This window comes from Paracoccus sp. J55, assembly GCF_000513975.1.
GTDB lineage: Bacteria > Pseudomonadota > Alphaproteobacteria > Rhodobacterales > Rhodobacteraceae > Paracoccus.
On sequence record NZ_AZVA01000014.1, the window covers coordinates 47868 to 74359 of the forward strand.

The 26492-nt window shown below is 68.1% G+C and carries 24 protein-coding genes; 9 read left to right on the forward strand and 15 right to left on the reverse strand.

The window, feature by feature from the left end; translation table 11 throughout:
- Positions 1–39: 39 nt before the first annotated feature.
- From PARJ55_RS22125 to PARJ55_RS0113515, 3 genes are all read right to left on the reverse strand, one after another.
- Positions 40–846, reverse strand: coding sequence for a metallophosphoesterase (locus PARJ55_RS22125; protein ID WP_156929491.1), 807 nt, complete (start codon positions 844–846; stop codon positions 40–42).
- Between the two features lie 52 nt (positions 847–898).
- On the reverse strand, positions 899–2488 hold the full coding sequence (gene serA, locus PARJ55_RS0113510) for a phosphoglycerate dehydrogenase (protein WP_028713523.1): 1590 nt from the start codon (positions 2486–2488) through the stop codon (positions 899–901).
- Positions 2489–2600: 112 nt separating this feature from the next.
- The gene (locus PARJ55_RS0113515; RefSeq protein ID WP_028713524.1) at positions 2601–3755 is read right to left on the reverse strand and encodes a phosphoserine transaminase; all 1155 of its coding nucleotides are present in this window, start codon (positions 3753–3755) and stop codon (positions 2601–2603) included.
- Between the two features lie 192 nt (positions 3756–3947).
- Between PARJ55_RS0113515 and serB the strand changes: the two genes are divergently transcribed.
- The 3 genes from serB to PARJ55_RS0113530 all read left to right on the forward strand — a co-directional run bounded on the left by serB (position 3948) and on the right by PARJ55_RS0113530 (position 7133).
- Positions 3948–4823 carry a phosphoserine phosphatase SerB gene (gene serB, locus PARJ55_RS0113520; RefSeq protein WP_028713525.1) on the forward strand — a complete coding sequence of 292 codons (876 nt, stop codon included), beginning with the start codon at positions 3948–3950 and terminating at the stop codon, positions 4821–4823.
- 94 nt (positions 4824–4917) lie between these two features.
- Positions 4918–5610, forward strand: coding sequence for a phosphatidylcholine/phosphatidylserine synthase (locus tag PARJ55_RS0113525; RefSeq protein WP_028713526.1), 693 nt, complete (start codon positions 4918–4920; stop codon positions 5608–5610).
- A 53-nt stretch (positions 5611–5663) separates the two neighbouring features.
- Positions 5664–7133, forward strand: a complete 1470-nt coding sequence (locus PARJ55_RS0113530) for an ABC transporter substrate-binding protein (protein WP_028713527.1) — start codon at positions 5664–5666, stop codon at positions 7131–7133.
- 60 nt (positions 7134–7193) lie between these two features.
- Here the strand turns inward: PARJ55_RS0113530 and PARJ55_RS0113535 are convergent, their stop codons facing one another.
- The 3 genes from PARJ55_RS0113535 to PARJ55_RS0113545 all read right to left on the reverse strand — a co-directional run bounded on the left by PARJ55_RS0113535 (position 7194) and on the right by PARJ55_RS0113545 (position 9598).
- Positions 7194–8105, reverse strand: a complete 912-nt coding sequence (locus PARJ55_RS0113535) for a lytic transglycosylase domain-containing protein (RefSeq protein WP_028713528.1) — start codon at positions 8103–8105, stop codon at positions 7194–7196.
- 69 nt (positions 8106–8174) lie between these two features.
- Positions 8175–8729, reverse strand: a complete 555-nt coding sequence (locus PARJ55_RS0113540) for a hypothetical protein (protein WP_028713529.1) — start codon at positions 8727–8729, stop codon at positions 8175–8177.
- Between the two features lie 122 nt (positions 8730–8851).
- Positions 8852–9598 (reverse strand): L,D-transpeptidase, encoded by a 747-nt coding sequence (locus PARJ55_RS0113545; RefSeq protein ID WP_028713530.1) that lies wholly within the window; start codon positions 9596–9598, stop codon positions 8852–8854.
- 332 nt (positions 9599–9930) lie between these two features.
- On the opposite strand from PARJ55_RS0113545, the gene PARJ55_RS0113550 reads away from it, so the two are divergent.
- On the forward strand, positions 9931–10191 hold the full coding sequence (locus tag PARJ55_RS0113550) for a GlsB/YeaQ/YmgE family stress response membrane protein (RefSeq protein ID WP_028713531.1): 261 nt from the start codon (positions 9931–9933) through the stop codon (positions 10189–10191).
- 56 nt (positions 10192–10247) lie between these two features.
- Here the strand turns inward: PARJ55_RS0113550 and PARJ55_RS0113555 are convergent, their stop codons facing one another.
- Positions 10248–11549: a D-amino acid dehydrogenase gene (locus PARJ55_RS0113555; RefSeq protein ID WP_028713532.1), complete on the reverse strand. Its 1302-nt coding sequence runs from the start codon at positions 11547–11549 to the stop codon at positions 10248–10250.
- Between the two features lie 250 nt (positions 11550–11799).
- On the opposite strand from PARJ55_RS0113555, the gene PARJ55_RS0113560 reads away from it, so the two are divergent.
- Genes PARJ55_RS0113560 through PARJ55_RS0113575 form a run of 4 tightly spaced genes read left to right on the forward strand, consistent with a single transcriptional unit; the run spans position 11800 to position 16846 of the window.
- Entirely contained in the window at positions 11800–13434 is a 1635-nt protein-coding gene (locus tag PARJ55_RS0113560) for an MFS transporter (protein WP_028713533.1), read from the forward strand.
- A gap of 45 nt (positions 13435–13479) precedes the next feature.
- Positions 13480–14418 carry an ABC transporter permease gene (locus PARJ55_RS0113565; RefSeq protein ID WP_028713534.1) on the forward strand — a complete coding sequence of 313 codons (939 nt, stop codon included), beginning with the start codon at positions 13480–13482 and terminating at the stop codon, positions 14416–14418.
- On the forward strand, positions 14415–15224 hold the full coding sequence (locus PARJ55_RS0113570; protein ID WP_028713535.1) for an ABC transporter permease: 810 nt from the start codon (positions 14415–14417) through the stop codon (positions 15222–15224). Before PARJ55_RS0113565 ends, PARJ55_RS0113570 begins: the two co-directional genes overlap by 4 nt.
- The gene (locus tag PARJ55_RS0113575) at positions 15221–16846 is read left to right on the forward strand and encodes an ABC transporter ATP-binding protein (protein WP_028713536.1); all 1626 of its coding nucleotides are present in this window, start codon (positions 15221–15223) and stop codon (positions 16844–16846) included. The genes PARJ55_RS0113570 and PARJ55_RS0113575 overlap by 4 nt, the downstream gene beginning before the upstream one ends.
- A gap of 429 nt (positions 16847–17275) precedes the next feature.
- Here PARJ55_RS0113575 and PARJ55_RS0113580 read toward each other — a convergent pair whose 3' ends face one another.
- The gene (locus tag PARJ55_RS0113580; RefSeq protein ID WP_028713537.1) at positions 17276–18232 is read right to left on the reverse strand and encodes an L-malyl-CoA/beta-methylmalyl-CoA lyase; all 957 of its coding nucleotides are present in this window, start codon (positions 18230–18232) and stop codon (positions 17276–17278) included.
- A gap of 166 nt (positions 18233–18398) precedes the next feature.
- Here PARJ55_RS0113580 and PARJ55_RS0113585 point away from each other — a divergent pair, with 166 nt between their 5' ends.
- On the forward strand, positions 18399–19259 hold the full coding sequence (locus tag PARJ55_RS0113585; RefSeq protein ID WP_028713538.1) for a D-amino-acid transaminase: 861 nt from the start codon (positions 18399–18401) through the stop codon (positions 19257–19259).
- Between the two features lie 72 nt (positions 19260–19331).
- Here the strand turns inward: PARJ55_RS0113585 and PARJ55_RS0113590 are convergent, their stop codons facing one another.
- The 7 genes from PARJ55_RS0113590 to PARJ55_RS0113620 all read right to left on the reverse strand — a co-directional run bounded on the left by PARJ55_RS0113590 (position 19332) and on the right by PARJ55_RS0113620 (position 26490).
- Positions 19332–20180: a calcium-binding protein gene (locus tag PARJ55_RS0113590; RefSeq protein WP_232215710.1), complete on the reverse strand. Its 849-nt coding sequence runs from the start codon at positions 20178–20180 to the stop codon at positions 19332–19334.
- Positions 20181–20345: 165 nt separating this feature from the next.
- Positions 20346–21119, reverse strand: a complete 774-nt coding sequence (locus tag PARJ55_RS0113595; protein WP_028713540.1) for an amino acid ABC transporter ATP-binding protein — start codon at positions 21117–21119, stop codon at positions 20346–20348.
- A gap of 10 nt (positions 21120–21129) precedes the next feature.
- A complete protein-coding gene (locus PARJ55_RS0113600) occupies positions 21130–22584 on the reverse strand; it encodes an amino acid ABC transporter permease (RefSeq protein ID WP_028713541.1) in 1455 nt (484 codons plus the stop codon).
- A 1-nt stretch (position 22585) separates the two neighbouring features.
- A complete protein-coding gene (locus PARJ55_RS0113605) occupies positions 22586–23839 on the reverse strand; it encodes an amino acid ABC transporter permease (protein WP_028713542.1) in 1254 nt (417 codons plus the stop codon).
- A 106-nt stretch (positions 23840–23945) separates the two neighbouring features.
- Positions 23946–24971 carry an amino acid ABC transporter substrate-binding protein gene (locus tag PARJ55_RS0113610; protein ID WP_028713543.1) on the reverse strand — a complete coding sequence of 342 codons (1026 nt, stop codon included), beginning with the start codon at positions 24969–24971 and terminating at the stop codon, positions 23946–23948.
- A gap of 153 nt (positions 24972–25124) precedes the next feature.
- Positions 25125–25835, reverse strand: a complete 711-nt coding sequence (locus tag PARJ55_RS0113615; protein ID WP_028713544.1) for an ATP12 family chaperone protein — start codon at positions 25833–25835, stop codon at positions 25125–25127.
- The gene (locus PARJ55_RS0113620) at positions 25828–26490 is read right to left on the reverse strand and encodes an HAD family hydrolase (protein WP_028713545.1); all 663 of its coding nucleotides are present in this window, start codon (positions 26488–26490) and stop codon (positions 25828–25830) included. Before PARJ55_RS0113620 ends, PARJ55_RS0113615 begins: the two co-directional genes overlap by 8 nt.
- Positions 26491–26492: the final 2 nt, after the last annotated feature.

The window sequence follows — 26492 nt, forward strand, 5'->3', positions numbered from 1 at the left end:
CATGCCTTCCCCCGATATTTGGCCCCTCGCCCGCAAGGGTCAATGGATGGCGGGGATTTGAGGCATTTCCCGCCGAGGCCCTTGCGCCCCTGCCACATCGGCAGGCGGCCGGCGCGGCTCCGGGGGCAGGATCGGCGCGCGCCCGGCCTCGGTCAGCAGATGCGGCCCGGTCTCGTCCAGGACGACGACGCTCAGCGGCCCGCCATAGGCGGCGCCGGTATCGATGGCCAGGCGGTTGCCGAAATGCGTCACCCGCTCGACCGGGCTGTGGCCATGCACCACCAGCACCCCGTGATCGCCGGCATCGTCCAGAAAGCCCTTGCGGATCCAGACCAGGTCATGCTCGGTCTGCCGGGCCAGATCGACCCCGGGCCGGATGCCGGCATGCACGAACAGCGCCTGCGGCGCCAGATGCCACAGCGGCAGCGCGTCCAGCCAGCGCAGATGCGCCTGGGGCACCGCGCGCAGCACTTCGGCACGGGTGCGGGCATGGTCGCGGATCTCGACCCCGTAAGAGGCCAGCGTCTCGGCCGCGCCCAGCGAGCCATGGTCCAGCCAGTGCCGCCCCGAGGCCAGACCGGGATCGATCCAGTCCGGCTGCAGCACGAGCCGCGGCAGGAAACGGTCGTGATTGCCCTTCAGCACGATCCAGGGCCGGCCCTCGGCCTGGCCGCGCATCAGGTAATCGACCACGCCGCGCGAATCCGGGCCGCGGTCCAGCAGATCGCCGACATGGACCAGCGTGCCGCCGCCGCCCCGCGCCGCATCGTCGCGCGCGATCAGCTCATGCGCCGCCGTGAGCAGGTCCAGATGGCCGTGAATGTCGCCGATGGCATAGGTCCGCATGCCGCCCCCGCAAATGAAGACCCCCGGAGCCTAGTCCGGGGGTCCGCAAGGTTCAAACCTCGAATTGCAGCGGCCGCACCTGCAGGAACTTGCCGGTGGCGCGCAGGGCCTCCAGCGCCTCAGGCTTCAGCGGCTCGTCAAGATAGAGGATAGCGATGGCATCGTCGCCGGTCTTGGTACGGCCCAGGGTGAAATTGGCGATGTTCACGCCCAGATCGCCCAGGGTCATGCCCAGCGCGCCGATGACGCCCGGCACGTCCCTGTTGCGGGTATAGAGCATATGCGCGCCGATCTCGGCATCGACATTGATGCCGCGGATCTGGATGAAGCGCGGCTTGCCGTCGCTGAACACCGTGCCGGCGATGGACCGCTCGCGCGTGTCGGTGACCACGGTGGCCTTGATATAGCCGTCGAAGACCCCCGACTTGCCCTGCGTCGTGGTCGCCACCTGCACGCCCCGCTCGGCGGCCATGACCGGGGCCGAGACCATGTTCACGTCCGGGTTGGTTGCCTGCATCACGCCCGCGATCACCGCGGCGTTCAGCGCCTTGAGGTTCATCTCGGAGGCGACGCCGTCGTAAAGCACGTTGATCGCCTGGATCGGCTCGTCGGTCATCTGGCCGATGAAGGCGCCCAGATGGCCGGCCAGCTTCAGCCAGGGCCCCATCACCGCCGCTTCCTCGGCCGTGACCGAGGGCATGTTCAGCGCGTTCTGCACCGCGCCGGTCAGCAGATAGTCCGACATCTGCTCGGCAACCTGCAGGGCCACGTTCTCCTGCGCCTCGGTGGTGGAGGCGCCCAGATGCGGCGTCACCACCACGTTCGGCAGGCCGAACAGCGGGCTTTCGGTCGCAGGCTCGGTGGCGAAGACGTCGAGCGCCGCCCCGGCGACGTGGCCGGATTTCAGCAGCTCGGCCAAGGCCTCCTCGTCGATCAGCCCGCCGCGCGCGGCATTGACGATGCGCACGCCCTTCCTGGTCTTGGCCAGGTTCTCGCGCGACAGGATGTTGCGGGTCTTCTCGGTCAGCGGCACATGCAGGGTGATGAAATCGGCCTTGGCCAGCAACTCGTCCAGCTCGACCTTCTTCACCCCCAGTTCCTTGGCCCGATCCTCGGACAGGAAGGGGTCATAGGCCAGCACCTTCATCTTCAGCCCCAGCGCCCGGTCGATGACGATGGAACCGATATTCCCCGCCCCGATGACGCCCAGCACCTTGTTGAAGACCTCGACGCCCATGAAGCGGTTCTTCTCCCACTTGCCCTCATGGGTCGAGACGCTGGCCTCGGGCAATTGCCGGGCCACGGCGAACATCAGCGCGATGGCGTGTTCGGCGGTCGTCACCGAGTTGCCGAAAGGCGTGTTCATCACGATGACGCCCTTCTTCGAGGCGGCCGGAATGTCGACATTGTCAACGCCGATCCCGGCGCGGCCGATCACCTTCAGATTGGTCGCGGCCTCCAGCAGCTTCGCCGTCACCTTGGTGGCCGAGCGGATGGCCAGCCCGTCATACTGGCCGATGATCTCCGCGAGCTTTTCCTTGTCCTTGCCGACATCCGGCAAATAATCCACCTCGACGCCGCGATCACGAAAGATCTGAACGGCGGTTTCCGAAAGCTTGTCCGAAACAAGAACCTTGGGCATTTCTCTATCCTCTGGATATGCGGGGGCCGGCGGCGGGCGACATGGCCCATCCGGCTTTCACCGTTTCACAAATACTCCGGGGGGTGCGGGGGGCAGCGCCCCCCGTTCACCGTCAGGCGACTTCCGCCTGCGCCTCGATCTCGGCCTCGAAGGCATATTCGATCCAGGGCATCAGCGCCGCGACATCACCGGTCTCGACGGTCGAGCCGCACCAGATCCGCAGGCCCGGGGGCGCATCGCGATAGGCGCCGGCATCCAGCGCCACGCCTTCCTTCTCCAGCCGCTTGGCGACGGCCTTGGCGAAGGCGGCGCCGTCCTTGATGCGCGCATCGGTGAATTTCAGGCAGACCGAGGTGGTCGAGGCGGTGGCCGGATCCTCGGCCAGGTCGGCGATCCAGTCGCGGGTGGCGATGAAGTCGCGCACCGCCTTGGCATTGGCCTCGGCCCGGGCGACCAGCGCCTTGCGGCCGCCCAAGGCTTGCGCCCATTTCAGCGCCACCAGGTAATCCTCGACGCAAAGCATCGAGGGCGTGTTGATGGTCTCGCCCTTGAAAATGCCCTCGATCAGCTTGCCGCCCTTGGTCATGCGGAAGATCTTCGGCAGCGGCCAGGCGGGAGTGTAACCCTCCAGCCGCTCGACGGCGCGCGGCGACAGGATCAGCACGCCATGCGCACCCTCGCCGCCCAGCACCTTCTGCCAGCTGAACGTCACCACATCCAGCTTGTCGAAGGGCAGATCCATCGCGAAGGCGGCCGAGGTGGCGTCGCAGATGGTCAGCCCGGCACGGTCGGCCGGAATGGCGTCGCCGTTCGGAACCCGCACGCCCGAGGTGGTGCCGTTCCAGGTGAAGACCACGTCATTGTCGAAATCGACCTGGGCGAAATCCACGATCTTGCCGTAATCGGCCTTGCGGACCGTGGCGTCCAGCTTCAGCTGCTTCACCACGTCGGTGACCCAGCCCTCGCCGAAGCTCTCCCAGGCCAGCATCTCGACCTTGCGCGCGCCCAGAAGCGACCACAGCGCCATCTCGACGGCGCCGGTATCCGAGGCGGGAACGATGCCGATGCGGTAATCCGCCGGCACGCCCAGCACCTCGCGGGTCAGGTCGATGGCCTCGGCCAGCTTGGCCTTGCCCACGGCGGCGCGATGCGAACGGCCCAGCGGCGCGTCGGCAAGCATGTCCAGCGAGAAATTGGGGATCTTGGCGCAGGGGCCCGAGGAAAAGCGCGGATTGGCCGGCCGCGCGGCCGGAGCAGTCTTGCCCATGATGTTAGCCTTCCAGCTATAAGCGCCGCGTTGGGGCGGCGTGTCCCGCTGACCGCCTTAGCGCCGGCGAGGGATTCCCGCAAGAAAAATTTGCAAGCGACGTTTGCGACAGATTCGCGGCATGAATCCGACCGATTGATCCGCGGCACCGCTTTGGCTAGTGCTGCCGCAAACAACCGCCAAGGGGCCTTCATGTTCACCGTCACCATCCTCGCCGCGCCCGGCCGCGCGGACCTGTCCGCCGCGCTGGTCGAGGAACTCCGCGGCGCCTGGAACGGTGGCCGACCGCTCTGGCTGGCCCCGGGCATCGCCGCCGAATTTCCCCTCGCCGCCGAGCCGCAGGATTTCTGGCAGGTCTGGGACAGGCTGCAGGCCGAGGGGTTCGACCTCGCGATCCAGCCGACCGCGGGCCGGCGCAAGGCGGTGCTGCTCGCCGACATGGATTCGACCATGATCCAGCAGGAATGCATCGACGAGCTCGCGGATGTCGCCGGCGTGGGCGAGCGCGTCGCCGCCATCACCGCCCGCGCCATGAACGGAGAGCTGAACTTCCACGAGGCGCTGCTGGCCCGCGTCGGCCTGCTGGCCGGCCTGCCCGAAACCGCGATCGGACAGGTGCTGGACAGCCGCATCACGCTGGCTCCCGGCGGCCGGCAGCTGGTCGCCACGATGCGGGCGCAGGGCGCCTATGCGGCGCTGGTCTCGGGCGGCTTCACCGATTTCACCGGCCCGGTCGCCGCGGCGCTCGGCTTCGACGAGCACCGCGCCAACACGCTGCTGGCCGAGGAGGGCGTGCTGACCGGCCATGTCGCCCTGCCGATCCTGGGCCGCGAGGCCAAGGTCGAGGCGCTGACCGACATCGCCGCCAGGCGCGGCCTCTCGCCCGCCGACGTGCTGGCGGTGGGCGACGGCGCCAACGACCTGGGCATGCTGCAGCTGGCCGGCATGGGCGTCGCGCTGCATGCGAAACCCGTGGTCGCGGCGCAGGTCAGCCTGCGAATCAACCACGGCGACCTGACCGCCCTGCTCTATCTGCAAGGCTACGCGGCCGAGGAATTCGCAGAATAGCCATGCGGGCATCCCCGCATCACCCCGCGGCAAAGCGCAGCGTGCAACCCGGCGTGAACTTGCGGTCATGACCGTTCGGTGACAGAAGCAGGGGATGAATCCGCGCCTCAAAGCCCTTGCCGTGCATCTGCTGACCGCGACCGGAGCGGTGCTGTCCATGCTTGCCCTGCTGGCCGCCGCCCGGGCGGAATGGTCGCAGATGTTCTTCTGGCTGGTCGTCGCCCTGATCGTGGACGGCATCGACGGGCCGCTGGCGCGGCGCTATCACGTCAAGACCAACTGGCCGACCTATGACGGCGTGTTGATGGACCTGATCATCGACTACCTGACCTATGTCTTCATTCCCGCCTATGCGCTGTTCATGTCGGGGCTGCTGCCGGGCTGGACCGGCTGGATCGCCATCATCGCCATCACCTATGGCAGCGTGATCTATTTCGCCGACACCCGCATGAAGACCCGCGACAATTCCTTTGCCGGCTTCCCCGCCTGCTGGAACATGGTGGTGCTGGTGCTGTTCGCGATCAAGCCGGATTTCTGGCTGACGCTCGCCATCGTGGTGACGCTGGCGATCACCATGTTCACCAATGTGAAATTCATCCACCCGATGCGGACCGAACGCTGGCGGTCGGTCTCGCTGCCGGTGACCGTGGCCTGGGTCGGCTTTTCGGTCTGGGCGGTGCTGGTCGATTTCCATCCCGAAAGCTTTGCCCGCTGGGGACTTCTGCTCAGCTCGCTCTGGCTGATCTTCGCGGGCCTTGCCCAGCAACTGACCGAGAGACGGGGTTGATCGCCGGGCGTTTTGCCGGGAATGTGCCCCTGGGATAAGCCAGGGGGACAGGGATGTTCGCGAAATTCATGCAGGCGGCCGCTGCGGCGGCCATGCTGGCAGCGCCGGCGCTGGCGGCGCCGGATTCGATCACGCTGGCCATGGTTCTCGAACCGCCGAACCTGGACCCGACCGGGGGCGCCGCCGCCGCCATCGACGAGGTTGTCTATGCCAATGTCTTCGAGGGGCTGACCCGCGTCGCGCCCGACGGCAGCGTGCAGCCCGGCCTGGCCGAAAGCTGGGAAAGCGCGGACGGCAAGACCTATCTCTTCCACCTGCGGCCCGGCGTGACCTTCCACGACGGCAGCGCCTTCGACGCGCAGGACGTGATCTTCTCGCTCGACCGGGCCCGGGCGCCCGACAGCACCAACGCCCAGAAGGCCCTGTTCGAGGGCATCGAGACGGTCGAGGCGCTGGACCCGCTGACCGTCCGCGTCACGCTGAAGGCCCCGGACGGCGGCTTCCCCTTCAAGATGGCCTGGGGCGATGCGGTGATGGTCGACCAGGCCAGCATCAAGGACATCGCCACCAGGCCCGTCGGCACCGGCCCCTTCAGGTTCGGCGCATGGCGACAGGGCGACCATATCCGGCTCGACGCCTTCGACGGCTACTGGGGCGAGAGGCCGGCGCTGAAAACCGCCACCTTCCGCTTCATCGGCGATCCCAGCGCCGCCTTCGCGGCGATGATGGCGGGCGACATCGACGCCTTCCCGATCTATCCCGCCCCGGAGACGCTGGCCCAGCTGCAGGCCGATCCGCGCTTCAAGGTGCTGGTCGGCACCACCGAGGGCGAGACGATCCTGGCCATGAACCACAAGCACCAGGCGCTGGCCGGGGTGAAGGTGCGCGCGGCCATCGCCCATGCCATCGACCGCCAGGAAATCATCGACGGCGCGATGTTCGGCTATGGCACGCCCATCGGCACGCATTTCGCGCCGCATCATCCCGATTACGTCGATCTGACCGCGAAATCGCAATACGATCCGGACCTGTCGAAAAAGCTGCTGGCCGAGGCGGGGGCCGAGAACCTGACCCTGCGCCTCGCCCTGCCGCCGACGCCCTATGCCCGCCGCGGCGGCGAGATCGTCGCCGCCAAGCTGCGCGCCGTGGGTATCCAGACGCAGATCACCAACATGGAATGGGCGCAGTGGCTGGAGCAGGTGTTCAAGAACGCCGATTACGACCTGACCATCATCAGCCATGTCGAGCCGATGGACATCGATATCTACGGCCGCGAGGATTACTATTTCAACTACCGGAACCCCGCCTTCGACGAGGTCATGGCGAAGCTCGACGCCACCACCGACCCGGCCGAACGCTCGGCGCTGCTGAAACGGGCGCAGGAGATCCTGGCCGACGACCACGCCAACGCCTTCCTGTTCCAGATGGCGAAGACCGGCGTCGCCAAGGCGGAGATCGAGGGGCTCTGGGAAAACACCCCCATGCCGGCTAACGACCTGACCCAGGTGCATTGGAAGGAATAGGGGGCGCCGCCTTTCACCGTTTCCCAAATACTCAGGAAACGCCGCCGCCCGTGCGGCGCTTCAGTTCCTCAGCACCAGGCAGCGCCCGCCCAGGCTGCGCAGCCGGTTGCAGAAGGCATGGGCCTCGGTCTTCGAGGAATAGCCGATCTGCGCGGTATAAAGCTTGCGCGGCCCGCCCGAGATCTTGCGGTGCACATAGCTGACCCGCTTGCCGCCCAGGATCGGCCGCAATTGCCGGTTCAGCCGCGAGACCTGCTGGCTGACCCCGGACTGGCTGGGATGGGTGGCGACGATCACGCCCCAGGGCCAGGGATGTTCGGGGGTCTGGAACTCGCGCAGCTTGCGCTTGCCGGCCAGCTCGATGCAGGCCTCGCGGAAGGGCCGCTCCTTGTCCAGCCGCACGTCCAGCCGCGCCGGAGGCGTGTCGCGCCAGATCCAGGCCGTCTGGCCGGTGATCGCCTGCACATAATCCTGCGTCTCCCAGGGCAGGCTGCCGCCCTGCGCGACGAAGCGCGCGGCCCGGTTCTCGCCGCCGTTATAGGCGACGGCGGCAAGGCCGACATTGCCGAAGCTCGCGGTCAGCGTGGCCAGATAGCGCGCCGAGGCCTCAATGGCCTTGGCGGGATTGAAGGGATCGTCCAGCCCGACCATCTCGGCCGTGCCGGGCATGAATTGCGCGATGCCCATGGCGCCGACCGGGCTGATCGCGCCCGGCTCGAACAGGCTTTCCTTCCACAAGAGCCGGGCGAAGAAATGCGGGTCGAGCCCGTTCCTGCCCGCCGCCCGCTCGATGGCGGTGCAGACATCCGGCACATAGCTCGCCAGCGAGATGCACTGGAGCCCGTCCTCGGTGCAGCGCAGCTTCTCGGAGGGGCGCGGCGCGCGCAGGCCCAGCAGCGCGTCCACCGCCTCATAGGCGGACGCGGCGGTTGCAGCCAGAACAGCGACAAGGGCCAGGACCAGACGGCGCATGCAAGACTCGGATGGATCGGGCAGGCTTCAGATAGCAGGCCGGGCGCGGCTTGGGAACCGCGCCCGCGTTCAATCGGCTTTCCTGCCCTTGCCGGGCTTGGCCTTGCCGGCCGGCTTTTCCGTCCCGGCGGCGGGGCCGCCAGCCGCCCTGGCCGCCCGGCGCTCGGCCTTGGCGGCCTCTTTCTCGGCCGCCTTCGCCGCCTGTTTCGCGGCCTTGCGCTCGGCCTTCTCGGCTTCCTTCACGCGCTTCTTCTCGGCCTTCTCGGCCTCCTTGATACGCTTCCTCTCGGCCTTGTCGGGCTTGGGCAGGACGGGACGGGCGGGCTTCGCCGCCTCGGCGGGGGCCGGTGCGGGCGGCGGCGCGGCGGGTGCGGCAGCGGCCGGCTCCGGCGATTCGCCCTGTTCCTTGCGGCGGCGCTTTTCGGCGGCAGCCCGGCGCATGGCCTGGGCCAGGGTCTTGCGCACCGCCTCGTCCTGCTCGCTTTCCTTCATCGCGCGCAGGTCGCGCTGCAGCGCCGTCAGCGCCGCCAGATCCAGCAGGCGAAGCGCCGCGGTCTGGGTCTGCTCGGCAAGCGCGTCCAGATCGCGCGAGGGGGTGGGGGTCTGATCGGCGGACTTGGCCATGGAGGCTTCTCCTTTCGGGCGCATTGCGCGCGGAATCTGCCATGCCGCGGCGGCGCTGGCCAGAGAAAGAACGCCCCGGCCTGCGGGACCGGGGCGCAAGACGGCGGAAATCCGGGCGCGAATTACTGCGCCGGGCCGGCCTCGGCGGTCTGCATCTCATGCGCCGGGGCAAGATAGCCGTTCGGCAGCTCGACCAGCGGCCCCTCCAGCGCCAGGCTTTCGGCGCGGGTGCGGACCTTGACCGCGGTGCCGCTGGGGATCTCGTCGAACAGGTCCATGATGTCCTGGTTGAACAGGCGGATGCAGCCGGCCGAGGTCGCCTTGCCGATCGAGGACGGATCCATGGTGCCGTGGATGCGATACATGGTGTCGCGCCCGCCCTTGTAGAGATAGAGCGCGCGCGAGCCCAGCGGGTTGTCCACCCCGCCGCGCAGGCCGCCCTTCAGCGGGCCGTAAAGCTCGGGCTGGGTGCGGACCATGTTCGCCGTCGGCGTCCAGCTGGGCCAGGCATGCTTGCGGCCGATGGTGGCGGTGCCCTGGAAGTTCTTGCCGGCCTGGCCGACCGCCACGCCGAAGCGCATCGCCTCGCCGTTGCCCAGCACATGGTAGAGGAAGCGGGCATAGGGGTCGACCACGATGGTGCCCGGCGCCTCGGGACCGTTATAGGCGACGCGCTGGCGGCGGTTGCGCTCGGTCAGATAGGCGGGGCGGACGGCGTGGATCTCGATCGGCTCGCCATTCGGACCGGAATCGGTCCGGGCGCCGTAGACGCCCTGATCGGCGGCGGGCGGCTGGGCCGGGGTCTGGGGCGTGGGCGCGCAGGCGGCAAGGCCAAGGCCCATCGCCAGCATGAGCGGTGCAAGGCGCATCGGTGTTTCCCTTCGTAACGTGCCGCGCCCAGGGAGACGCGGCCGTGGCAGCGGTGACATTGCGTCAGATCACAGGCACCGTCCGAGCAGAGGACGGGCACGGTTTCTGCCCTTTTATCAGCCTTCCCGGGCCTCCGCCGTCAAGGCCGCGCCCCGCAGACCGGCGCAATCGTTACCAAACTGTTGCCGAATCGCGCGGTTTTCCGTGCCCGCCCGGCCGCAACCGGATCCGGACGCCCCGTCAGGGGCCACGCCGGGGAACCCGGCCGCGCCGGAAATCGTTACCCCGCCAGACCGGTATTCGGGCCGGAAGCTTGAAAAGGAAGCGTTTCATGACCCTGACTGCCCTGCTTATCACCCTTATCATCGGCGCGATCGCCGGCTGGCTGGCCGGGCTGATCGTCAAAGGCCACGGCCAGGGACTGCTGATGAATATCGTCGTCGGCATCCTGGGCGCCGTCATCGCCGGCTGGCTGTTCCCCATGCTCGGGCTCGGCATGGGCGCATCGGCCCCGATCCTCGGCACGATCATCTTCGCCACCATCGGCGCGGTGATCCTGCTGGTGGTGCTGCGCCTGATCAAGCAGGCCTGATCGGAAACGAAAAGGGGGCCGCAAGCGGCCCCCTTTTGCATGGCCCGGCCGCCGGGTCAGGCGCGGGCGGGCTGCAGCGCCGGGCGCCCGGCCGTCTTCGCGCCGCGCAGGTAACGGCCATAGCCCAGGTCCTCGGCGGCGATATCCGGCCTGCGGCCCGAGATCAGGTCGGCGATCAGCCGCCCCGAGCCCGCCGACATGGTCCAGCCCAGCGTGCCGTGCCCGGTGTTCAGGTAAAGGTTCGGGATCGGCGTCGCGCCGACGATGGGCGTGCCGTCCGGGGTCATCGGGCGCAGCCCGGTCCAGAACAGCGCCTTGTCCGCATCGCCCGCCCCGCCGAACAGCTCGCCCACCGATTTCGCCAGCGTTTCCTTGCGCCGCGGGTTCAGGCTCAGGTCGTAGCCGGCGATCTCGGCCAGCCCGCCGACGCGGATGCGGTCGCCCAGGCGGGTGATCGCGACCTTGTAGGTCTCGTCCATCACCGTCGAAACCGGCGCGCGGCTTTCGTCCTGGATGTCGATGGTCAGCGAATAGCCCTTGAGCGGATAGACCGGCAGCTTCAGCCCCAGATGCCGCACTATGCGCGGCGAATAGGAACCCATGGCCAGCACATAGCGGTCGGCGGTCAGCCGGCCCTTGTCGGTGCGCACCGCGCTGATGCGGCCGCCCTCGGCCTCCAGCGCCTCGATGCTGACGCCCCAGCGGAAGGTCACGCCGGCCGCCGCCGCCATCTCGGCCAGACGGTTGGTAAAGAGGAAACAATCGCCGGTCTCGTCGCCCGGCAGGCGCAGCCCGCCGACGATCCGCTCAGCCGAACCGGCCAGCCCCGGCTCGGCGGCGACGCAGCCGTCGCGGTCCAGAACCTCGAAGGGCACGCCATCGGCCCTGAGCACCTCGATGTCCTTGCCGGCGGCGTCCAGCTGCTGCTGCTTGCGGAACACCTGCAAGGTGCCCTGCGTGCGCTCGTCATAGCGGATGCCGGTTTCGGCGCGCAGCTCGCCCAGGCAGTCGCGGCTGTATTCGGCCAGACGGACCATGCGGCTCTTGTTGACGGCATAGGCCGAGGAGGTGCAGTTCGCCAGCATCCGCGCCATCCAGGAGACGCGCTGCCAGTCCAGCCGGGGCTGGACCACCAGCGGCGCATGGCGCTGGAACATCCATTTCAGCGCCTTCAGCGGCACGCCCGGCGCTGCCCAGGGCGAGGAATAGCCGGGCGAGATCTCGCCGGCATTGGCGAAGCTGGTTTCCAGCGCCGGGCCGTCCTGCCGGTCGATCACCGTGACCTCATGCCCGGCCTTGGCCAGATACCAGGCCGAGGTGACACCCAGCACGCCCGCTCCAAGAATAATGACCTTCATCGTCGCGCACCCCCCAAATCCAAGTTGAGGGCAAGAATAGCAGCCCGTGCGGAAATGAATTCCCGATTCCGCCGCTGGATTGCGGTTCCTCGTCAAATTTATCCGAAGATATCGACAATATGTCGAATTTTCTTCGATCATCCCTGCCATTCGCGAAAGATCAGGCAGGCGCGGCAAGAATCGGCCTGCCCGATTGCAGCCCGGCGGGGCTGTGCCTAAGCTTGGCGCAATGTCCCAGGTTTCCCGGATCATGCCAGCCCCTGCCCGCAAGAGCCCCTTCGCCCCGTTCCGCCATCGCGATTTCCGCCTGCTCTGGTCGGCGACGCTGATCTCGAATTTCGGCGGGCTGGTGCAGGCGGTCGGCGCGGCCTGGATGATGACGCAGCTGACCGATTCGGCGACGCTGATCGCGCTGGTGCAGGCCTCGAACACCTTGCCGATCATGCTTTTCGCGCTGCTGTCCGGGGCGCTGGCCGACATCCTCGACCGCCGCACCCTGCTGCTGGGGGCGCAGATGTTCATGGCGCTGGTCTCGGTCCTGCTGGCGGTGCTGACCTGGCAGGGCTGGATGACGCCCCTGCTGCTCTTGTCGCTGACCTTCCTGATCGGGGTCGGGCAGGCGATCTACAACCCGCCCTGGCAAGCCAGCATGCAGGACCTGGTGCCGCGCGACGACCTGCCGGCGGCGGTGTCGCTGAACTCGGTCGGCTTCAACCTGATGCGCTCGGTCGGCCCGGCGGTGGGCGGCATCATCACCGCCGCCTTCGGTGCGGCGGCGGCCTTCGCGGTCAATGCGGTCAGCTACATCCCGCTGCTCGGCGCGCTGATGCGCTGGCATCCGGTGACGCCGCCGCGCGTCACCACGCCCGAGCCCTTCGTCGCCGCCGTGGGCGCCGGGCTGCGCTATGTGGCGCTGTCGCCGAACCTGATGCGGGTGCTGACGCGCGGGGCGCTGTTCGGCTTTTCGGCCATCGTCGTCATGGCGCTGCTGCCGCTGGTGGCCAAGCAGAACCCCTCGGGCGGCTCGCTGCTCTTCGGCCTGCTCCTGGGCTGCTTCGGCCTGGGCGCGATCTGCGGCGCGCTGATCAACCCGCATGTGCGCGAGCGACTGGACAACGAGAACGTGGTCCGCGTCGCCTTCGCCGCCTTCGGCGCCTCGGCCCTGCTGCTGGCGCTGACCGAAAGCACCTGGCTGCACGCGCTGGCCATGCTGCCGGCGGGGGCAAGCTGGGTGCTGGCACTGTCGCTGTTCAACGTCACGGTGCAGCTTTCGACGCCGCGCTGGGTGGTGGCGCGGGCGCTGGCGCTCTACCAGACCTCGGTCTTCGGCGGCATGGCGGCGGGCAGCTGGGCCTGGGGCTCGGTCGCCAACAATTACGACCTGGAGACGGCGCTGATCGCCGCCTCGGTGCCGCTGTTTCTGGGCGCGGTGCTGGGGCACTGGCTGCGCATCCCGGAATTCGGCACGCTGGACCTGGACCCGGTGAACCGCTTCCGCGAGCCCGAGCTGGCGCTTGACCTGCGCGGCCGCTCGGGCCCGATCATGGTGATGGTGGATTACGAGATCGATCAGCTGGACGTGCCGGAATTCCTGCGGCTGATGGCCTTGCGCCGCAACATCCGCCGCCGCGACGGGGCGCGCAACTGGGCGCTGCTGCGCGATCTGGAACATCCCGAACGCTGGACCGAAAGCTATCACATCGCCACCTGGGACGAATATGTCCGCCACAACCTGCGCCGCACCAAGGCCGATTTCGAGACCTATCAGGACATCAACAAGCTGCACCGCGGCAAGGAGCCGCCGGTCGTCCACCGCATGATCGAACGCCACACCGTCAGCCTGGACGACGACGTGCCGCTGGTCGGCAAGCTCGAGGTGCCCTGACCGCAAAGGCTTTACCGGCACGGAAAGCCGCACTAGCGTTTCCCCATGCTGCGCTATGTGATCCGCCGCCTGATCTCGCTTGGCCTGAGCCTGCTCGTGGCCTCGGCGCTGATCTTTTCGGTGGTCGAGCTGGTGCCGGGCGACCCGGCCGCCTTCATGCTGGGCACCGGCGCCCAGCCCGAGACGGTGGCGGCGCTGCGCCAGCAGATGGGCCTGGACCTGCCCTTGCCGCTGCGCTACCTGCACTGGCTGGGCGGCGTGCTGACCGGCGATCTGGGCCACAGCTTCACCTACAAGACGCCGGTGGCCGGGATGATCCTCGACCGCATGCAGGTCTCGCTGCCGCTGGCGCTGATGGCGCTGGCGCTGGCGGCGCTGATCGCCCTGCCCATCGGCATGTTCGCCGCCGCGCGCCGCGGCAGGGCGGGCGACACGGTGGTGATGGGGGCGACGCAGATCGGCATCGCGCTGCCGAATTTCTGGTTCGCCATGCTGCTGGTGCTGGTCTTCGCGGTGAATCTGCGGCTGCTGCCGGCCGGCGGCTTTCCGGGCTGGGACCATCCCGGCGCGGCGCTGAAATCCCTGATCCTGCCGGCTTTCGCGCTGGCCCTGCCGCAGGCGGCGATCCTGGCGCGCGTGCTGCGCTCGGCCCTGGTCGAGACGCTGGGACAGGACTACATCCGCACCGCCCGCGCCAAGGGGCTGAGCGCCGGGCAGGCATTGTCGCGCCATGCGCTGCGCAATGCGCTGATCCCGGTGCTGACCATCCTGGGGATGCAGTTTTCCTTCCTGCTGGCCGGGGCGATCATCATCGAGAATGTCTTCTACCTGCCGGGCCTCGGCCGGCTGATCTTTCAGGCCATCACCCAGCGCGACCTGATCGTGGTGCAAAGCGCGGTGCTGGTGCTGGTGGCGGCGGTGATCCTGGTCACCTTCCTTGTCGACCTGTCCTATGCGCTGGTCGACCCGAGGCTGCGCAGATGAGGGCCTCGCTGATCCTCGGCACCCTGCTTTCCGGGCTGGCGCTGGTCGCGGCGCTGGCTTCGTTCCTGTGGACGCCGGCGGACGTCACCCAGCTTGCCGTCGCGCAGAAGCTGCTGCCGCCCTCGGGCCAGCATTGGCTGGGCACCGACCATTTCGGCCGCGACATGCTGTCGATGATCATGGTCGGCGCGCGCACCTCGATCGCGGTGGCGCTGGTCGCGGTGGGCATCGGCATGGGTTTCGGCGTGCCGCTGGGCCTGCTCGCCGCGGCGCGCGGCGGCTGGATCGACGAGATCGTGATGCGCGGCAACGACCTGGTCTTCGCCTTCCCCAGCCTGGTCATCGCCATCCTCATCACCGCGGCGCTGGGGCCTTCGGCGCTGAACGCGATCATCGCCATCGGCATCTTCAACATCCCGGTCTTTGCCCGCGTCACCCGGGGCGCGGCGCTGCCGATCTGGACCTTGGACTATATCCGCGCCGCGCAGGTCGCCGGCAAGGGCGCGTCCCGCATCAGCGTCCAGCACATCCTGCCGAACATCGCCAACCTGCTGATCGTGCAGGGCACCATCCAGTTCAGCCTCGGCATCCTGGCCGAGGCGGGCCTTTCCTATGTCGGCCTTGGCGCGCAGCCGCCCACGCCCAGCTGGGGCCGGATGCTGGCCGAGGCGCAGACCATGGTGGCGCTGGCCCCGCATGTCGCCATTATCCCCGGCCTGGCCATCGTCGTCACCGTGCTGGGCCTCAACCTGCTGGGCGACGGCTTGCGCGACGCGCTGGACCTCAGATTGCGCAGGTCGCCATGATCGAACTCGCCAATCTCTCGGTCGAGATCGGCGCGCATGAGATCCTGCGCGACCTCGACCTGCAATTGCCGCCCGGCCGGATCACCGGGCTGGTCGGCGAAAGCGGCTCGGGCAAGTCCATGGCGGCGCTGGCGATCATGGGCCTTCTGCCCGAGGGCATGCGGGCCGAGGGCCGGGTTAACCTGGACGGCCTGAACCTGCTGGAACTGCCCGAGCGGGAGCTGTGCCGCATCCGCGGCAAACGCATCGGCATGATCTTTCAGGAGCCGATGACGGCGTTGAACCCGCTGATGACCATCGGCGACCAGGTGGCCGAGGTGCTGCGTATCCATCAGCGCCTGGACCGCAAGGCGGCGCTGGAACGTGCCCGCGACCGGCTGGACCGCGTCGGCCTGACCGCGCCGCGCTTTCCGCTGACGCTTTACCCGCACCAGCTTTCGGGCGGCCAGCGCCAGCGCGTCGCCATCGCGCTGGCCATCGCGCTGCGCCCCGACCTGCTGATCGCCGACGAGCCGACGACCGCGCTGGACGTGACCACGCAGGCCCGCATCCTCGACCTGCTGCGCGGGCTGGTGCGGGACGAGGGGATGGCGCTGCTGCTCATCACCCACGACCTTGCGGTGGTCTCGGGCATCGCCGACCGCGTGGCGGTCATGCAGCAGGGCCGCATCGTCGAGGAGGGTCCGACCGAGACGGTGTTCCGCCAGCAAAGCCACCCCTATACCCGGGCGCTGTTCGCCGCCTCGACCCATCAGCCGCGGCTGGTGCTGCCCGCCACGAAACCCCGGCCGCTGCTGCAGGTGGACGGGGCGGTGCGCGAATACCCCCTGCCCCGCCGCGGCCTGACCGCGCCGCGCGGCAGCCTGCGGGCGGTGGACGGGGTCAGCTTTCGCATCGAGGCCGGGGAATCGGTCGGACTGGTCGGCGAATCCGGCTGCGGGAAATCGACGCTGACGCGGGCGATCCTGGGCCTCGATCCGCTGCAGGGCGGCCGCATCCTGCTGGACGGGCAGGAAATCCGCGCCGGCCGTGCCATGCCGGCCGATCTGCGCGCCAGGATGCAGGTGGTGTTCCAGGACCCGTTCGGCAGCTTCGATCCGCGCTGGCGGGTCGAGCGGCTGGTGGCCGAACCCTTCCACCTGACCGGCCTGCCCCGCGACTGGCGCGAACAGGTGGCCGAGGCGCTGTTCGAGGTCGGAATCACCGGCGCCGAGGCCATGCGCCGGCGCATCCACGAATTCAGCGGCGGCCAGCGCCAGCGCATCGCCATCGCCCGGGCGCTGATCATCAAGCCGCGGCTGATCGTGCTGGACGAGGCGGTCAGCGCCCTGGACGTGCGGGTGCGGGCGCAGGTGCTGGACCTGCTGGCGCGGCTGCGGGTCAGCCATGGCCTGTCCTACCTGTTCATCAGCCACGACCTGGCGGTGGTGCGCCAGATCACCGACCGGGTGCTGATCATGGAGAAAGGCCGCATCGTCGAAAGCGGCCCGACCCACGCGGTGATGCAGGCGCCGCAGCACGCCTATACCCAAAGCCTGCTGGCCGCGACGCCGAGGATCCCGCCAGAATGGCAGGCTCACGAACAGGTCAGCGGGGTTGCACTTTCTTCGCCCGAACCATAGGTGCTGCGGGCTTGTTGAACGCAGACCCGAAGATGACACGCACAGATCACGGCCAGGGCCCGGCCATGGGCCGAAAATCCCGCCCGCCAGCGGCAAGACCCGGCCGGGGCGGCCTGGGCGGCGGCCCCTTGCCAGCGATGCCCGAATCGCCGATTCCCGACTGGGCGCCGCGCAACCGCACGCCCGATCCGCGGACCGAAGGCCCCGCACGCCCGGACACCTGCGGCGCCGAAAATCGCAATCCGGGGAAAAGCCAAAGCCACGCCCGACGGCAGGGCTTGCAACTTGCTGAATTTCCATGACCTTCATGGCAGCGGTCCGGCAGGCCCGGCCGTAACGACAACAGGCCCCGCGCAGCCGCAGGGCCTGTTGCTCCTCCCCTGTCATGGCGGCCAGCCTCCCCGCGTAGCCGCCCAGGTATCCTTCTGATCAGGCGTTGATCAATTCCGCCTGACGCACGATCACTTGTGCCTGACGGATGGACGCTATGTCAACCAGTCTACCTTTGTATACGGTCGCGCCGGCGCCGGTCCGTTTGGCCTCTTCCATCGCCGCCAGGATCTCGCGCGCCTCGGTCACCGCCTTTTCGCTGGGCGAGAACACCTCGTTCGCCAGCGCCACCTGCTTGGGATGGATCGCCCATTTGCCCACCATGCCCAGCGTGGCCGAGCGGCGGGCCTGCGCCCGGAAACCCTCGTCGTCGCTGAAATCGCCGAAGGGGCCGTCGACCGGCAGCACGCCATGGGTGCGGCAGGCGGCGACGATGGCGGTCTGCGCCCAATGCCAGGGGTCCGACCAGTATTTCGCGCCCTCATGCAGCATGTAGTAGTTTTCCTGGGTGCCGCCGATGCCGGTGGTGGCCATGCCCATGCTGGCGGCGAAATCCGCCGCGCCCAGGCTCATCGCCTGCAGCCGCGGGCTCGCGGCGGCGATCTCCTCGACATGGGCGATGCCGGCGGCGGATTCGATGATCACCTCCAGCCCGATGCGCTTCTGCCGGCCCTTGGCGGCCTCGATGGCGGTCACCAGCGCGTCCACGGCATAGATGTCGGCGGCATTGCCGACCTTGGGGATCATGATCAGGTCCAGCCGCTCGCCGGCCTGCTCCAGCAGGTCCACCACGTCGCGATACCACCAGGGCGTGTCCAGCCCGTTGATGCGGACCGACAGCGTCTTGGTTCCCCAGTCGATGTCGCCGATGGCCTGGATGATGTTGCGCCGCGCCTGCTCCTTGTCGTCCGGCGCCACCGAATCCTCCAGATCCAGGTTGATGACATCGGCGGCCGAGCCGGCCATCTTGGCAAACAGCGCCTCGCGCGAGCCGGGTCCGAAAAGCTGGCAGCGGTTCAGGCGGGCGGGCGGGGCGGGTTGCGTGCGGAAGGACATGGCGTGCCTTTCGGGTAAGGATGTTTCAAACGTTGCTGCAAAACTGATAGATAGTTGCTGCATCTGCATCAAGCTGATTTTGCGCCTGCGAAAACGCCCGCATCTTGACGCCCTGCCGCTTTCGGCGCAGGACCGCGTTGCAAGCCTCTGGGACAGGAGAAACGACATGACCCGCACCGTCTATCTGAATGGCGACTACCTGCCGGAAACCGAGGCCAGGGTATCGATCTTCGACCGCGGCTTCGTGATGGGCGACGGCGTCTACGAGGTGACCAGCGTGCTGGACGGCAAGCTGCTGGATTTCGCCGGCCACATGAAGCGCCTGACCCGCTCGCTGGCCGAGCTGGGCATGGGCAACCCGCTGACGGACGAGGAATGGCTTCACGCGCATCGCCAGCTGGTGACGCTGAACGACGTGACCGAGGGCATGGTCTATCTGCAGGTGACGCGCGGCAATCCCGGCGACCGCGACTTCGCCTATCCGCCCGAGGACACGCCGCAGACCGTTGTGATGTTCACCCAGTCCAAGCCCGGCCTCGCCGCCAATCCGCAGGCGAGAACCGGCCTCCGGGTGATCTCGATCCCCGACCTGCGCTGGCACCGGCGCGACATCAAGACGGTGCAGCTGCTCTATCCCTCGATGGCCAAGATGGAGGCCAAGGCCAGGGGCGCCGACGACGCCTGGCTGGTCGAGGACGGCTTCGTGACCGAGGGCACCTCGAACAACACCTATATCGTCAAGGACGGCAAGATCGTCACCCGCCCGCTGTCGAACGACATCCTGCACGGCATCACCCGCGCCTCGCTGCTGCGCTATGCCGCCGAGGCGCAGATGCAGATCGAGGAACGCCCCTTCACCATCGAAGAGGCGCAGGCCGCGGACGAGGCCTTCTTCACCTCGGCCTCGGCCTTCGTGCTGCCGGTGGTCGAGATCGACGGCGTGAAGCTGGGCCAGGGCACGCCCGGCCCGGTGGCGACCCGCCTGCGCGAACTCTATCTGGAGGAATCGCTGAAGACGGCGGTCTGAGCCGCGACCAGCGGAAACCCAAGGGGCGCGCGGGACAGCCCGCGCGCCCCTTCGCGTTCCCTCCCCCGGGGATCAGGTCGCGGCGGTCTCGCGCACCAGGCTGATCGCGCGCACGTCGCGGGCCAGCGTGTCGCGCAGGATGGCGATGTCCTCGCCGTTCAGCACCACGCGCACATCGTCGCCGTCCTGCACCAGCTCGTATTCCTCGTCGCCGGCATAATCCTCGGCCAGGGTGATGGTGATGTTGTCCGCACCGCCATAGGCGATATCCGCCGCGCCGCCCGCATCGCTGCGCAGCATGATCAGATCCGCGCCGTCGCCGCCATCGACGATGTCGCCCGCCCCGGCATGGATCGTGTCGTTGCCCTCGCCGCCCAGCAGCGTATCCGGCCGCTCGGGGTCCGAGGCATCGGGCGACAGGATCAGGTCGTCGCCCTCCTCGCCGTCGATATAGACCGAACCGCCGTGATCCTCGATCCGGTCGTCGCCCTCGCCGCCGGTGATCGAGTGATGGCCCAGATTGGTGATGATCGTGTCATTGCCCAGCCCGCCGTCGATGGTATCGCTGCCCTCGTCGGCGCCCAGGTCCAGCGCGCCGTAAAGGTCGTCCCCGCTGCCCAGATAGATCTCGTCGTCGCCGCTGCCCGCCAGGACCGTATCGTCGCCATAGCCCGCGCCGATCAGGTCGTTGCCCGAACCGCCATCGATCAGGTCGTCGCCGTCATAGCCCAGGATGCCGTCATCGCCGTCGGTGCCGGTCAGGACATTGTCCTCCTCGTCGCCCTCGATCAGCGCATCGCCATGCAGCCGGGGATCGTCGGCGGGCCCTTCCGGCGGATGGTCGTCGTCATTGCCGGATACCAGCGAGCCGATACCGACAAGGCCCAGCAAGCCCAGCATCAGGAAAATGGTCTGGTTCATCACGAAGTCTCCAAAGCGGTCGCCGGCAAGATAGACCGGCCCCGCCCCGCCCGGCAACCGCCGGAACACGCCCGGGTTCTTTCTTGGGCAAATATCCCGCAGGGGGAGTCCGCCGCGCCCGCGGCGGACGGGGGACGCGAAGTCCCCCTGCGGCGCCGCCGCCGGTCAGTGCCCCAGGATCTGGGACAGGAACAGCTTGGTGCGTTCGGAGCGGGGGTTGTTGAAGAACTCCTTCGGGGTGTTCTGCTCGACGATCTGGCCCTGGTCCATGAAGATCACCCGATGCGCCACCGCCTGGGCGAAGCCCATCTCATGGGTGACGCACAGCATGGTCATGCCGTCCTCGGCCAGCTCGATCATGGTGTCCAGCACCTCCTTGATCATCTCGGGATCCAGCGCCGAGGTCGGCTCGTCGAACAGCATGATCCGCGGCCGCATGCACAGCGCCCGGGCGATGGCGACGCGCTGCTGCTGGCCGCCCGACAGCTGGCCGGGATATTTATGGGCCTGCTCGGGGATCTTGACCTTGGTCAGGAAATGCATGGCCGTCTCCTCGGCCTCGCGCTTGGGGATCTTGCGCACCCAGATCGGCGCCAGCGTGCAGTTCTCGAGGATGGTCAGATGCGGGAACAGGTTGAAATGCTGGAACACCATGCCGACCTCGGAGCGCACCTTGTCGATGTTCTTCAGGTCGTTGGTCAGCTCGGTCCCGTCCACGATGATCTTGCCGGACTGGTGCTCCTCCAGCCGGTTGATGCAGCGGATCAGCGTGGACTTGCCCGAGCCCGAGGGCCCGGCGATGACGATGCGCTCGCCCCGGCTGACCACCAGGTCGATGTCGCGCAGCACGTGGAAGGTGCCATACCATTTGTTGAGCTTGACGATCTCGATCGCGGTCTCGTCGCTCAGGGCGGGGGCGGGTGCGGTTCCGGTGGTCATGCAGGTCTCCTCAGCGGTGGTCGCGCTTCAGCCGGCGTTCCAGATACATGGAATAGCGCGACATGCCGAAGCAGAGGATGAAGAAGATCGCGCCGACGAAGATGTAGGGCTCCCAATAGGCGCCTTTCCATTCGAAGCTTGCGCGGATGGTGTCGGCCATGGCCTTCAGCGGGTCGAAGAGCCCGACGAAGACGACCAGCGTCGTGTCCTTGAACATGCCGATGAAGGTCGAGACGATGCCGGGGATCGAGATCTTCAGCGCCTGCGGCAGGATGATCAGCCGCTGCGCCTTCCAGTAGTCCAGTCCCAGCGCGTCGGCGGCCTCGTATTGGCCCTTGGGCAGGGCGGCCAGCCCGCCGCGGATCACCTCGGCCATATAGGCGGCGGCGAACAGCGTCACCATGATGATGACCCGCAGGATGATGTCGAAATTCGTGCCCGGCGGCAGGAAATAGTTCAGAAGCAGCGAGGCCACGAACAAGAGCGTGATCAGCGGCACGCCGCGGATGAACTCGATGAACATCACCGCCAGCATCTTGATCACCGGCAGGTCCGAGCGCCGCGCCAAGGCCAGGATCACCCCCAGCGGCAGGGACAGCGCGATGCCGGCGACGCCGATGGTGATCGACAGCACAAAGCCGCCGAACTGGTCCGAGGAGACCGGGCGCAGCCGCAGCGGCAGCATCCCCGCCAGCGCCGAAGCCAGCGGCCCGGCCAGCAGCAGCCACCAGGCCGCGGCCGCCACCACCCCCAGCGCAAAGGCCAGCAGGCCGAAACGCGAGGCCAGCAGACGCCAGACCGCGAAGCCGATGCCGAAGCCGGCCAGCACCATCGCCTCGCTCCACAGCGATCCGCCCCAGAGCAGCCAGACGGCGATGAAGGGATAGACCAGGCTGGCCAGCAGCGACCATTGCGGCCGGGTCTCGATCAGCGCCGACCAGAGCAGCATCAGCGCCGCCATTCCCAGCAGCGCCCCGGTGCCGGCGCCCAGCAGCGCGGCGATGACGAAGGTCAGCACCACCGACAGGCCCAGCACCACGCGCCGCGCCCGGGCGCTGTCGGCAAACAGCACCGGCGCCAGCGCCAGGAACAGCAGGCCGAAGGCCAGCACCGGGCGCCAGTAAAGCGCCTGCGGGTAGAAGCCGAACAGGAACTGGTTCCAGCGATGCTTGATCAGCGCGAAGCAGGCGCCCGAGGCGCCCTGCCCCCAGGTCTCGGCGATGATCTGCCGGCATTCGGCCATGCTGCCGGCGTTCCAGACCGAATGCGAGAGCCAGGGGCCGACGGTGCCGACCACCAGCCAGACGATGCCCAGCCCGACAAAGGTCAGCGCGATGTTCAGCGGCCCCGAGAACAGGTTCTCGCGCAGCCATTTGATCGCGCCGGATTCGGCCAGCGGCGGCGGCTCGGGCGGCAGCATGGTCTCGCGCACATAGGCGACGGTTTCGGAATGCGTCTCGCTCATCTCACCGCTCCTTCAGCTTGACGCGGGCGTTGAAGATGTTCATCCCGGCCGAGATGATCAGGCTGAGCGCCAGATAGATGCCCATCATCAGCACCATGCATTCCATCTCGCGCCCGGTCTGGTTCAGCGTGGTGCCGCCCAGCGTGCCGCGCAGGTCCATGTAGCCGACGGCGATGGCCAGCGAGCTGTTCTTGGTCAGGTTCAGGTATTGCGAGATCAGCGGCGGCACGATCACCCGCAGCGCCTGCGGCAGAACCACCAGCGACATGGTGCGGCGCGGCCGCAGGCCCAGGGCAAAGGCCGCCTCGGTCTGGCCGCGGCTGACCGCCAGGATGCCGGCGCGCACGATCTCGGCGATGAAGGCGCCGGTATAGAGCGTCAGCGCCAGCCACAGCACCACGAAGGCGTTGTCGAGGTTGATGCCGTCGGCGAAGTTGAAGCCGCGCAGCACCGGCGGGATCAGGTGCAGGCCGAAATACCAGGTCAGGAACAGCACCGGCACGGCGAACATCGCCAGGCTGATCCACCAGGTCCGCGGCCGCTTGCCGGTCCGGTCCTGCACCCGCTGCGCCCAGCGCCGCAGCACGCGCCAGCCGGTCCAGGCGGCGGCGATGACCACGGCAAAGGCGATGAAGGCCCAGCTGATCCCCTCGCGCCCCAGCGACAGGGTGCCGGGCGGGTTGGTCATGCCGATCGAGGGGATGGCGGTATAGCGGTTGGTCGGCGCGATCATGTCGAACAGGATCATGTCCGCGGCCGGGTTCTCGCCCCGATAGGCGTTGGGCGGCGGCATGACCTCGGTAAAGATCGCAAGGCAGACCAGGATCCACAGAAGCAGGGGAATGTTGCGGAAGACCTCGACATAGATCGTCATCAGCCGCGCGATCAGCCAGTTCGAGGACAGGCGCAGCACACCCACGATCACGCCCAGGATCGTCGCCGCGATGCAGCCCAGGATCGAGACCAGCAGCGTGTTCAGCAGCCCGATCACGGTGGCGCGCAGATGGGTATCGTCGGAATTGTACGGGATCAGCTGCTGGGGAATGTCATATCCCGCGCGGCGGAAAAGGAAATCGAAGCTGAGCGTCTTGCCCATGGCGGACAGGTTGCGCAGCGTGTTGTCGATCAGCCAGCTCGCCGCCAGCATCACCAGGATGAAGACGATGGCTTGCAGGGTCAGCGAGCGATAGCGCCGATCATAGATCAGCATCGACAACCGGAACGGCGGAGTGTCCGCCCCCGTGTAGGTGACCATGTATTAACCCCCTGTATCCGGCTGAATTCGGGCCTTTGGCCTCTGGCTTGCCGGCTTGTCATGTGCGGGCGGGGGATGCGCCCCCGCCCGCCCTTGTCGGATGCGCTTACCGGAACGGCATCGCATACATCAGGCCGCCCTGGGTCCATTGCGCGTTCAGGCCGCGCGCCAGGCCGATGGGGGTCTGTTCGCCGATGGTGGCGGCGAAGATCTCGCCATAGTTTCCGCCGGCCTTGATGGCGCGCTTCGCCCATTCGGCGTCCAGCCCGATCATCTTGCCCAGCTCGTCGGTGGTGCCCAGCAGGCGCTGCACCTCGGGATTCTGCGAGGATTTGGCCAGCTCGTCGATATTGGCCGAGGTGACGCCGTATTCCTCGGCCGCGATCAGCGCGTAAAGCGTCCAGCGCGCGATGTCGCCCCAGTTGTTGTCGCCGTGGCGCACCGCCGGGCCCAGCGGCTCCTTCGAGATGATCTCGGGCAGGATGATGTGGTTTTCCGGGTCCGCGAAGCTGGCGCGGGTCGCGGCCAGGCCCGAGGCGTCGGTGGTATAGGCGTCGCAGGCGCCGGCCATGTATTGCTGTTCGCCCTCGGCGTTGCTGTCGATGTTGACCGGCCGGTATTCCATGTTGTTGGCCTTGAAATAGTCGGCCAGGTTCAGCTCGGTCGTGGTGCCGGTCTGGATGCAGATCGTGGCGCCGTTCAGCTCCTTGGCCGAGGAAACGCCCAGGTCCTTGCGGACCATGAAGCCCTGGCCGTCGTAATAGTTCACGCCGATGAAGTCGAGCTTGAGGTCGGTGTCGCGCTGGAAGGTCCAGGTCGAGTTGCGGGCCAGCAGGTCCACCTCGCCCGAGGAGAGCGCGGTGAAGCGGGTCTGCCCGGTCGTCGGCACGTATTTCACCTTGGTCGCGTCGCCCAGCACCGCGGCGGCCATGGCCTTGCAGAAGGCGACGTCGAAGCCGGACCAGTTGCCGTTCGCGTCCGGGGCGGCAAAGCCGATCAGGCCGGTGTTCACGCCGCAGTTCAGCACGTCGCGGGCCTTGACCTCCCTCAGCGTGTCGCCTTCTGCGGCCAGAGCACCCGAGGCCGCCAGGGCGACCGCCGTTACCGAGCCGAAGAATACTGATTTCTTCATTGATTTCCCCACTGTTGTTCCCGGTCTCGCCCAGGAATGAGCCGATGCGAGGCCCGTTGGCGAGCCCGTTTGAGCAAGGAGCGTTTATGCCCCCATAAGCGGCATTGTGCCGATGAAGGGCGATGCGTCAAGAAAGAACCCAAACGAACCGTTTCAGCCGCGGCTGAGACGCCAGAACCGCTCAGAATCGCGCATGGCGGCCAGGCGGGCGGCGGCGGCCTCGTCGGCCTCGGTGTCGCGGCCCCAGCGTTGTGCCTGAAATTCCTCGTCGATCCGGGACAGGGCATGGGCCGTCTCGGCATCGATCCGGCCGTGGATCACCGCCAGCCCCAGGATCAGCGAGCCGGGCAGGGTCACGAGATCGTGCAGTGCCGTCAGCCCGAACGGGTCCAGCGCCGCGACTTCTGCCTGAAGTTTCAGCAGCACCGCCGGGTCCTGCGGCACCGGGATCACGCCGTGGGTGATGCGCAGGGGCGCCCTGAGCTCGGTCGCCGCCCAGTCGATCAGCGGGTCCCAGCCCGCGGCCTGGGCGCGCACCAGCGCCTCGGGCGCCTCGGCGCGATAGGACAGAAGGTCGGTGCCGCCGTAATCGCCCAGCATCGCCGCAACCTCGTGGAACTGCGGCACGACCTTCTCGATGGCCGAATTGGCGGCGCGGGTCAGCGGCATGCGGTTGGGGTCGATCACCTCGTGCACCGCCTGCCATTCCCCGGCGATGGCCAGCGCCAGCGCCTCGGTCGGCAGGCGCAGCGGCTGCTTGCCCGGGGTGCGCAGGGGGCGCTCGTCCAGCAGCACGGCCCAGGCGCCCTCTTCCTTGTGGATCGCGACCGAGGCCCAGAAGCGCCGCGCCTTCCATTCACTCATCGGCCCACTCCAGCAATGCCCGGGTCAGCGCGGGATAATCCGGCGCCACCAGCCGCGCCCCGGCCGCCTGCAGGGCCTCGGCCGGGCGGAAGCCCCAGCCGACTCCGAAACCGGCCATGCCGGCCGCCCGCGCCATTTCCATGTCGAAGGTGGAATCGCCGACCATCACCGCCCGCCCGGCGCCCACGCCGGTTTCCGACAGCGCGCTTTCCAGCATCGCCGGATGCGGCTTCGAGGGATGGCCGTCGGCCGATTGCCGGGTGACGAAGCGCGCGGTCAGCCCATGCGCATCCAGAATCGCCGCCAGCCCCCGCGCCGGCTTGCCGGTGGCGATGCCCAGCGCCACACGGTCCAGCGAGGCCAGCGCATCAAGGCAGTCCAGCGCGCCGGGATAAAGCGGCGGCAGCGCCCCGGCCGCGCGCGCGGCGATGAAGGATTCGCGATAGCCGGCCACCACGCGCTCGTGCAGATCGGGGCCCGCGCCGGGCAGCAGCCGCTCGACCGCGACCGGCAGCGACAGGCCGACGATGGACAGGATGCGCGCGGGCTCCATCTCGGGCAGGCCGGCGGCGCTCATGCCGTGATTCATCGCCTGGGTGATTTCCTGCTGGCTGTCCACCAGCGTGCCGTCGATGTCGAAGATGACCAGTCTCATGG

Bases quoted from the DNA above. Each gene is read 5' to 3' on its own strand.
- PARJ55_RS22125 (WP_156929491.1), bottom strand. From the start codon at position 846: ATGCGGACCTATGCCATCGGCGACATTCACGGCCATCTGGACCTGCTC.
- serA (WP_028713523.1), bottom strand. From the start codon at position 2,488: ATGCCCAAGGTTCTTGTTTCGGACAAGCTTTCGGAAACCGCCGTTCAG.
- PARJ55_RS0113515 (WP_028713524.1), bottom strand. From the start codon at position 3,755: ATGGGCAAGACTGCTCCGGCCGCGCGGCCGGCCAATCCGCGCTTTTCC.
- serB (WP_028713525.1), top strand. From the start codon at position 3,948: ATGTTCACCGTCACCATCCTCGCCGCGCCCGGCCGCGCGGACCTGTCC.
- PARJ55_RS0113525 (WP_028713526.1), top strand. From the start codon at position 4,918: ATGAATCCGCGCCTCAAAGCCCTTGCCGTGCATCTGCTGACCGCGACC.
- PARJ55_RS0113530 (WP_028713527.1), top strand. From the start codon at position 5,664: ATGTTCGCGAAATTCATGCAGGCGGCCGCTGCGGCGGCCATGCTGGCA.
- PARJ55_RS0113535 (WP_028713528.1), bottom strand. From the start codon at position 8,105: ATGCGCCGTCTGGTCCTGGCCCTTGTCGCTGTTCTGGCTGCAACCGCC.
- PARJ55_RS0113540 (WP_028713529.1), bottom strand. From the start codon at position 8,729: ATGGCCAAGTCCGCCGATCAGACCCCCACCCCCTCGCGCGATCTGGAC.
- PARJ55_RS0113545 (WP_028713530.1), bottom strand. From the start codon at position 9,598: ATGCGCCTTGCACCGCTCATGCTGGCGATGGGCCTTGGCCTTGCCGCC.
- PARJ55_RS0113550 (WP_028713531.1), top strand. From the start codon at position 9,931: ATGACCCTGACTGCCCTGCTTATCACCCTTATCATCGGCGCGATCGCC.
- PARJ55_RS0113555 (WP_028713532.1), bottom strand. From the start codon at position 11,549: ATGAAGGTCATTATTCTTGGAGCGGGCGTGCTGGGTGTCACCTCGGCC.
- PARJ55_RS0113560 (WP_028713533.1), top strand. From the start codon at position 11,800: ATGCCAGCCCCTGCCCGCAAGAGCCCCTTCGCCCCGTTCCGCCATCGC.
- PARJ55_RS0113565 (WP_028713534.1), top strand. From the start codon at position 13,480: ATGCTGCGCTATGTGATCCGCCGCCTGATCTCGCTTGGCCTGAGCCTG.
- PARJ55_RS0113570 (WP_028713535.1), top strand. From the start codon at position 14,415: ATGAGGGCCTCGCTGATCCTCGGCACCCTGCTTTCCGGGCTGGCGCTG.
- PARJ55_RS0113575 (WP_028713536.1), top strand. From the start codon at position 15,221: ATGATCGAACTCGCCAATCTCTCGGTCGAGATCGGCGCGCATGAGATC.
- PARJ55_RS0113580 (WP_028713537.1), bottom strand. From the start codon at position 18,232: ATGTCCTTCCGCACGCAACCCGCCCCGCCCGCCCGCCTGAACCGCTGC.
- PARJ55_RS0113585 (WP_028713538.1), top strand. From the start codon at position 18,399: ATGACCCGCACCGTCTATCTGAATGGCGACTACCTGCCGGAAACCGAG.
- PARJ55_RS0113590 (WP_232215710.1), bottom strand. From the start codon at position 20,180: ATGAACCAGACCATTTTCCTGATGCTGGGCTTGCTGGGCCTTGTCGGT.
- PARJ55_RS0113595 (WP_028713540.1), bottom strand. From the start codon at position 21,119: ATGACCACCGGAACCGCACCCGCCCCCGCCCTGAGCGACGAGACCGCG.
- PARJ55_RS0113600 (WP_028713541.1), bottom strand. From the start codon at position 22,584: ATGAGCGAGACGCATTCCGAAACCGTCGCCTATGTGCGCGAGACCATG.
- PARJ55_RS0113605 (WP_028713542.1), bottom strand. From the start codon at position 23,839: ATGGTCACCTACACGGGGGCGGACACTCCGCCGTTCCGGTTGTCGATG.
- PARJ55_RS0113610 (WP_028713543.1), bottom strand. From the start codon at position 24,971: ATGAAGAAATCAGTATTCTTCGGCTCGGTAACGGCGGTCGCCCTGGCG.
- PARJ55_RS0113615 (WP_028713544.1), bottom strand. From the start codon at position 25,835: ATGAGTGAATGGAAGGCGCGGCGCTTCTGGGCCTCGGTCGCGATCCAC.
- PARJ55_RS0113620 (WP_028713545.1), bottom strand. From the start codon at position 26,490: ATGAGACTGGTCATCTTCGACATCGACGGCACGCTGGTGGACAGCCAG.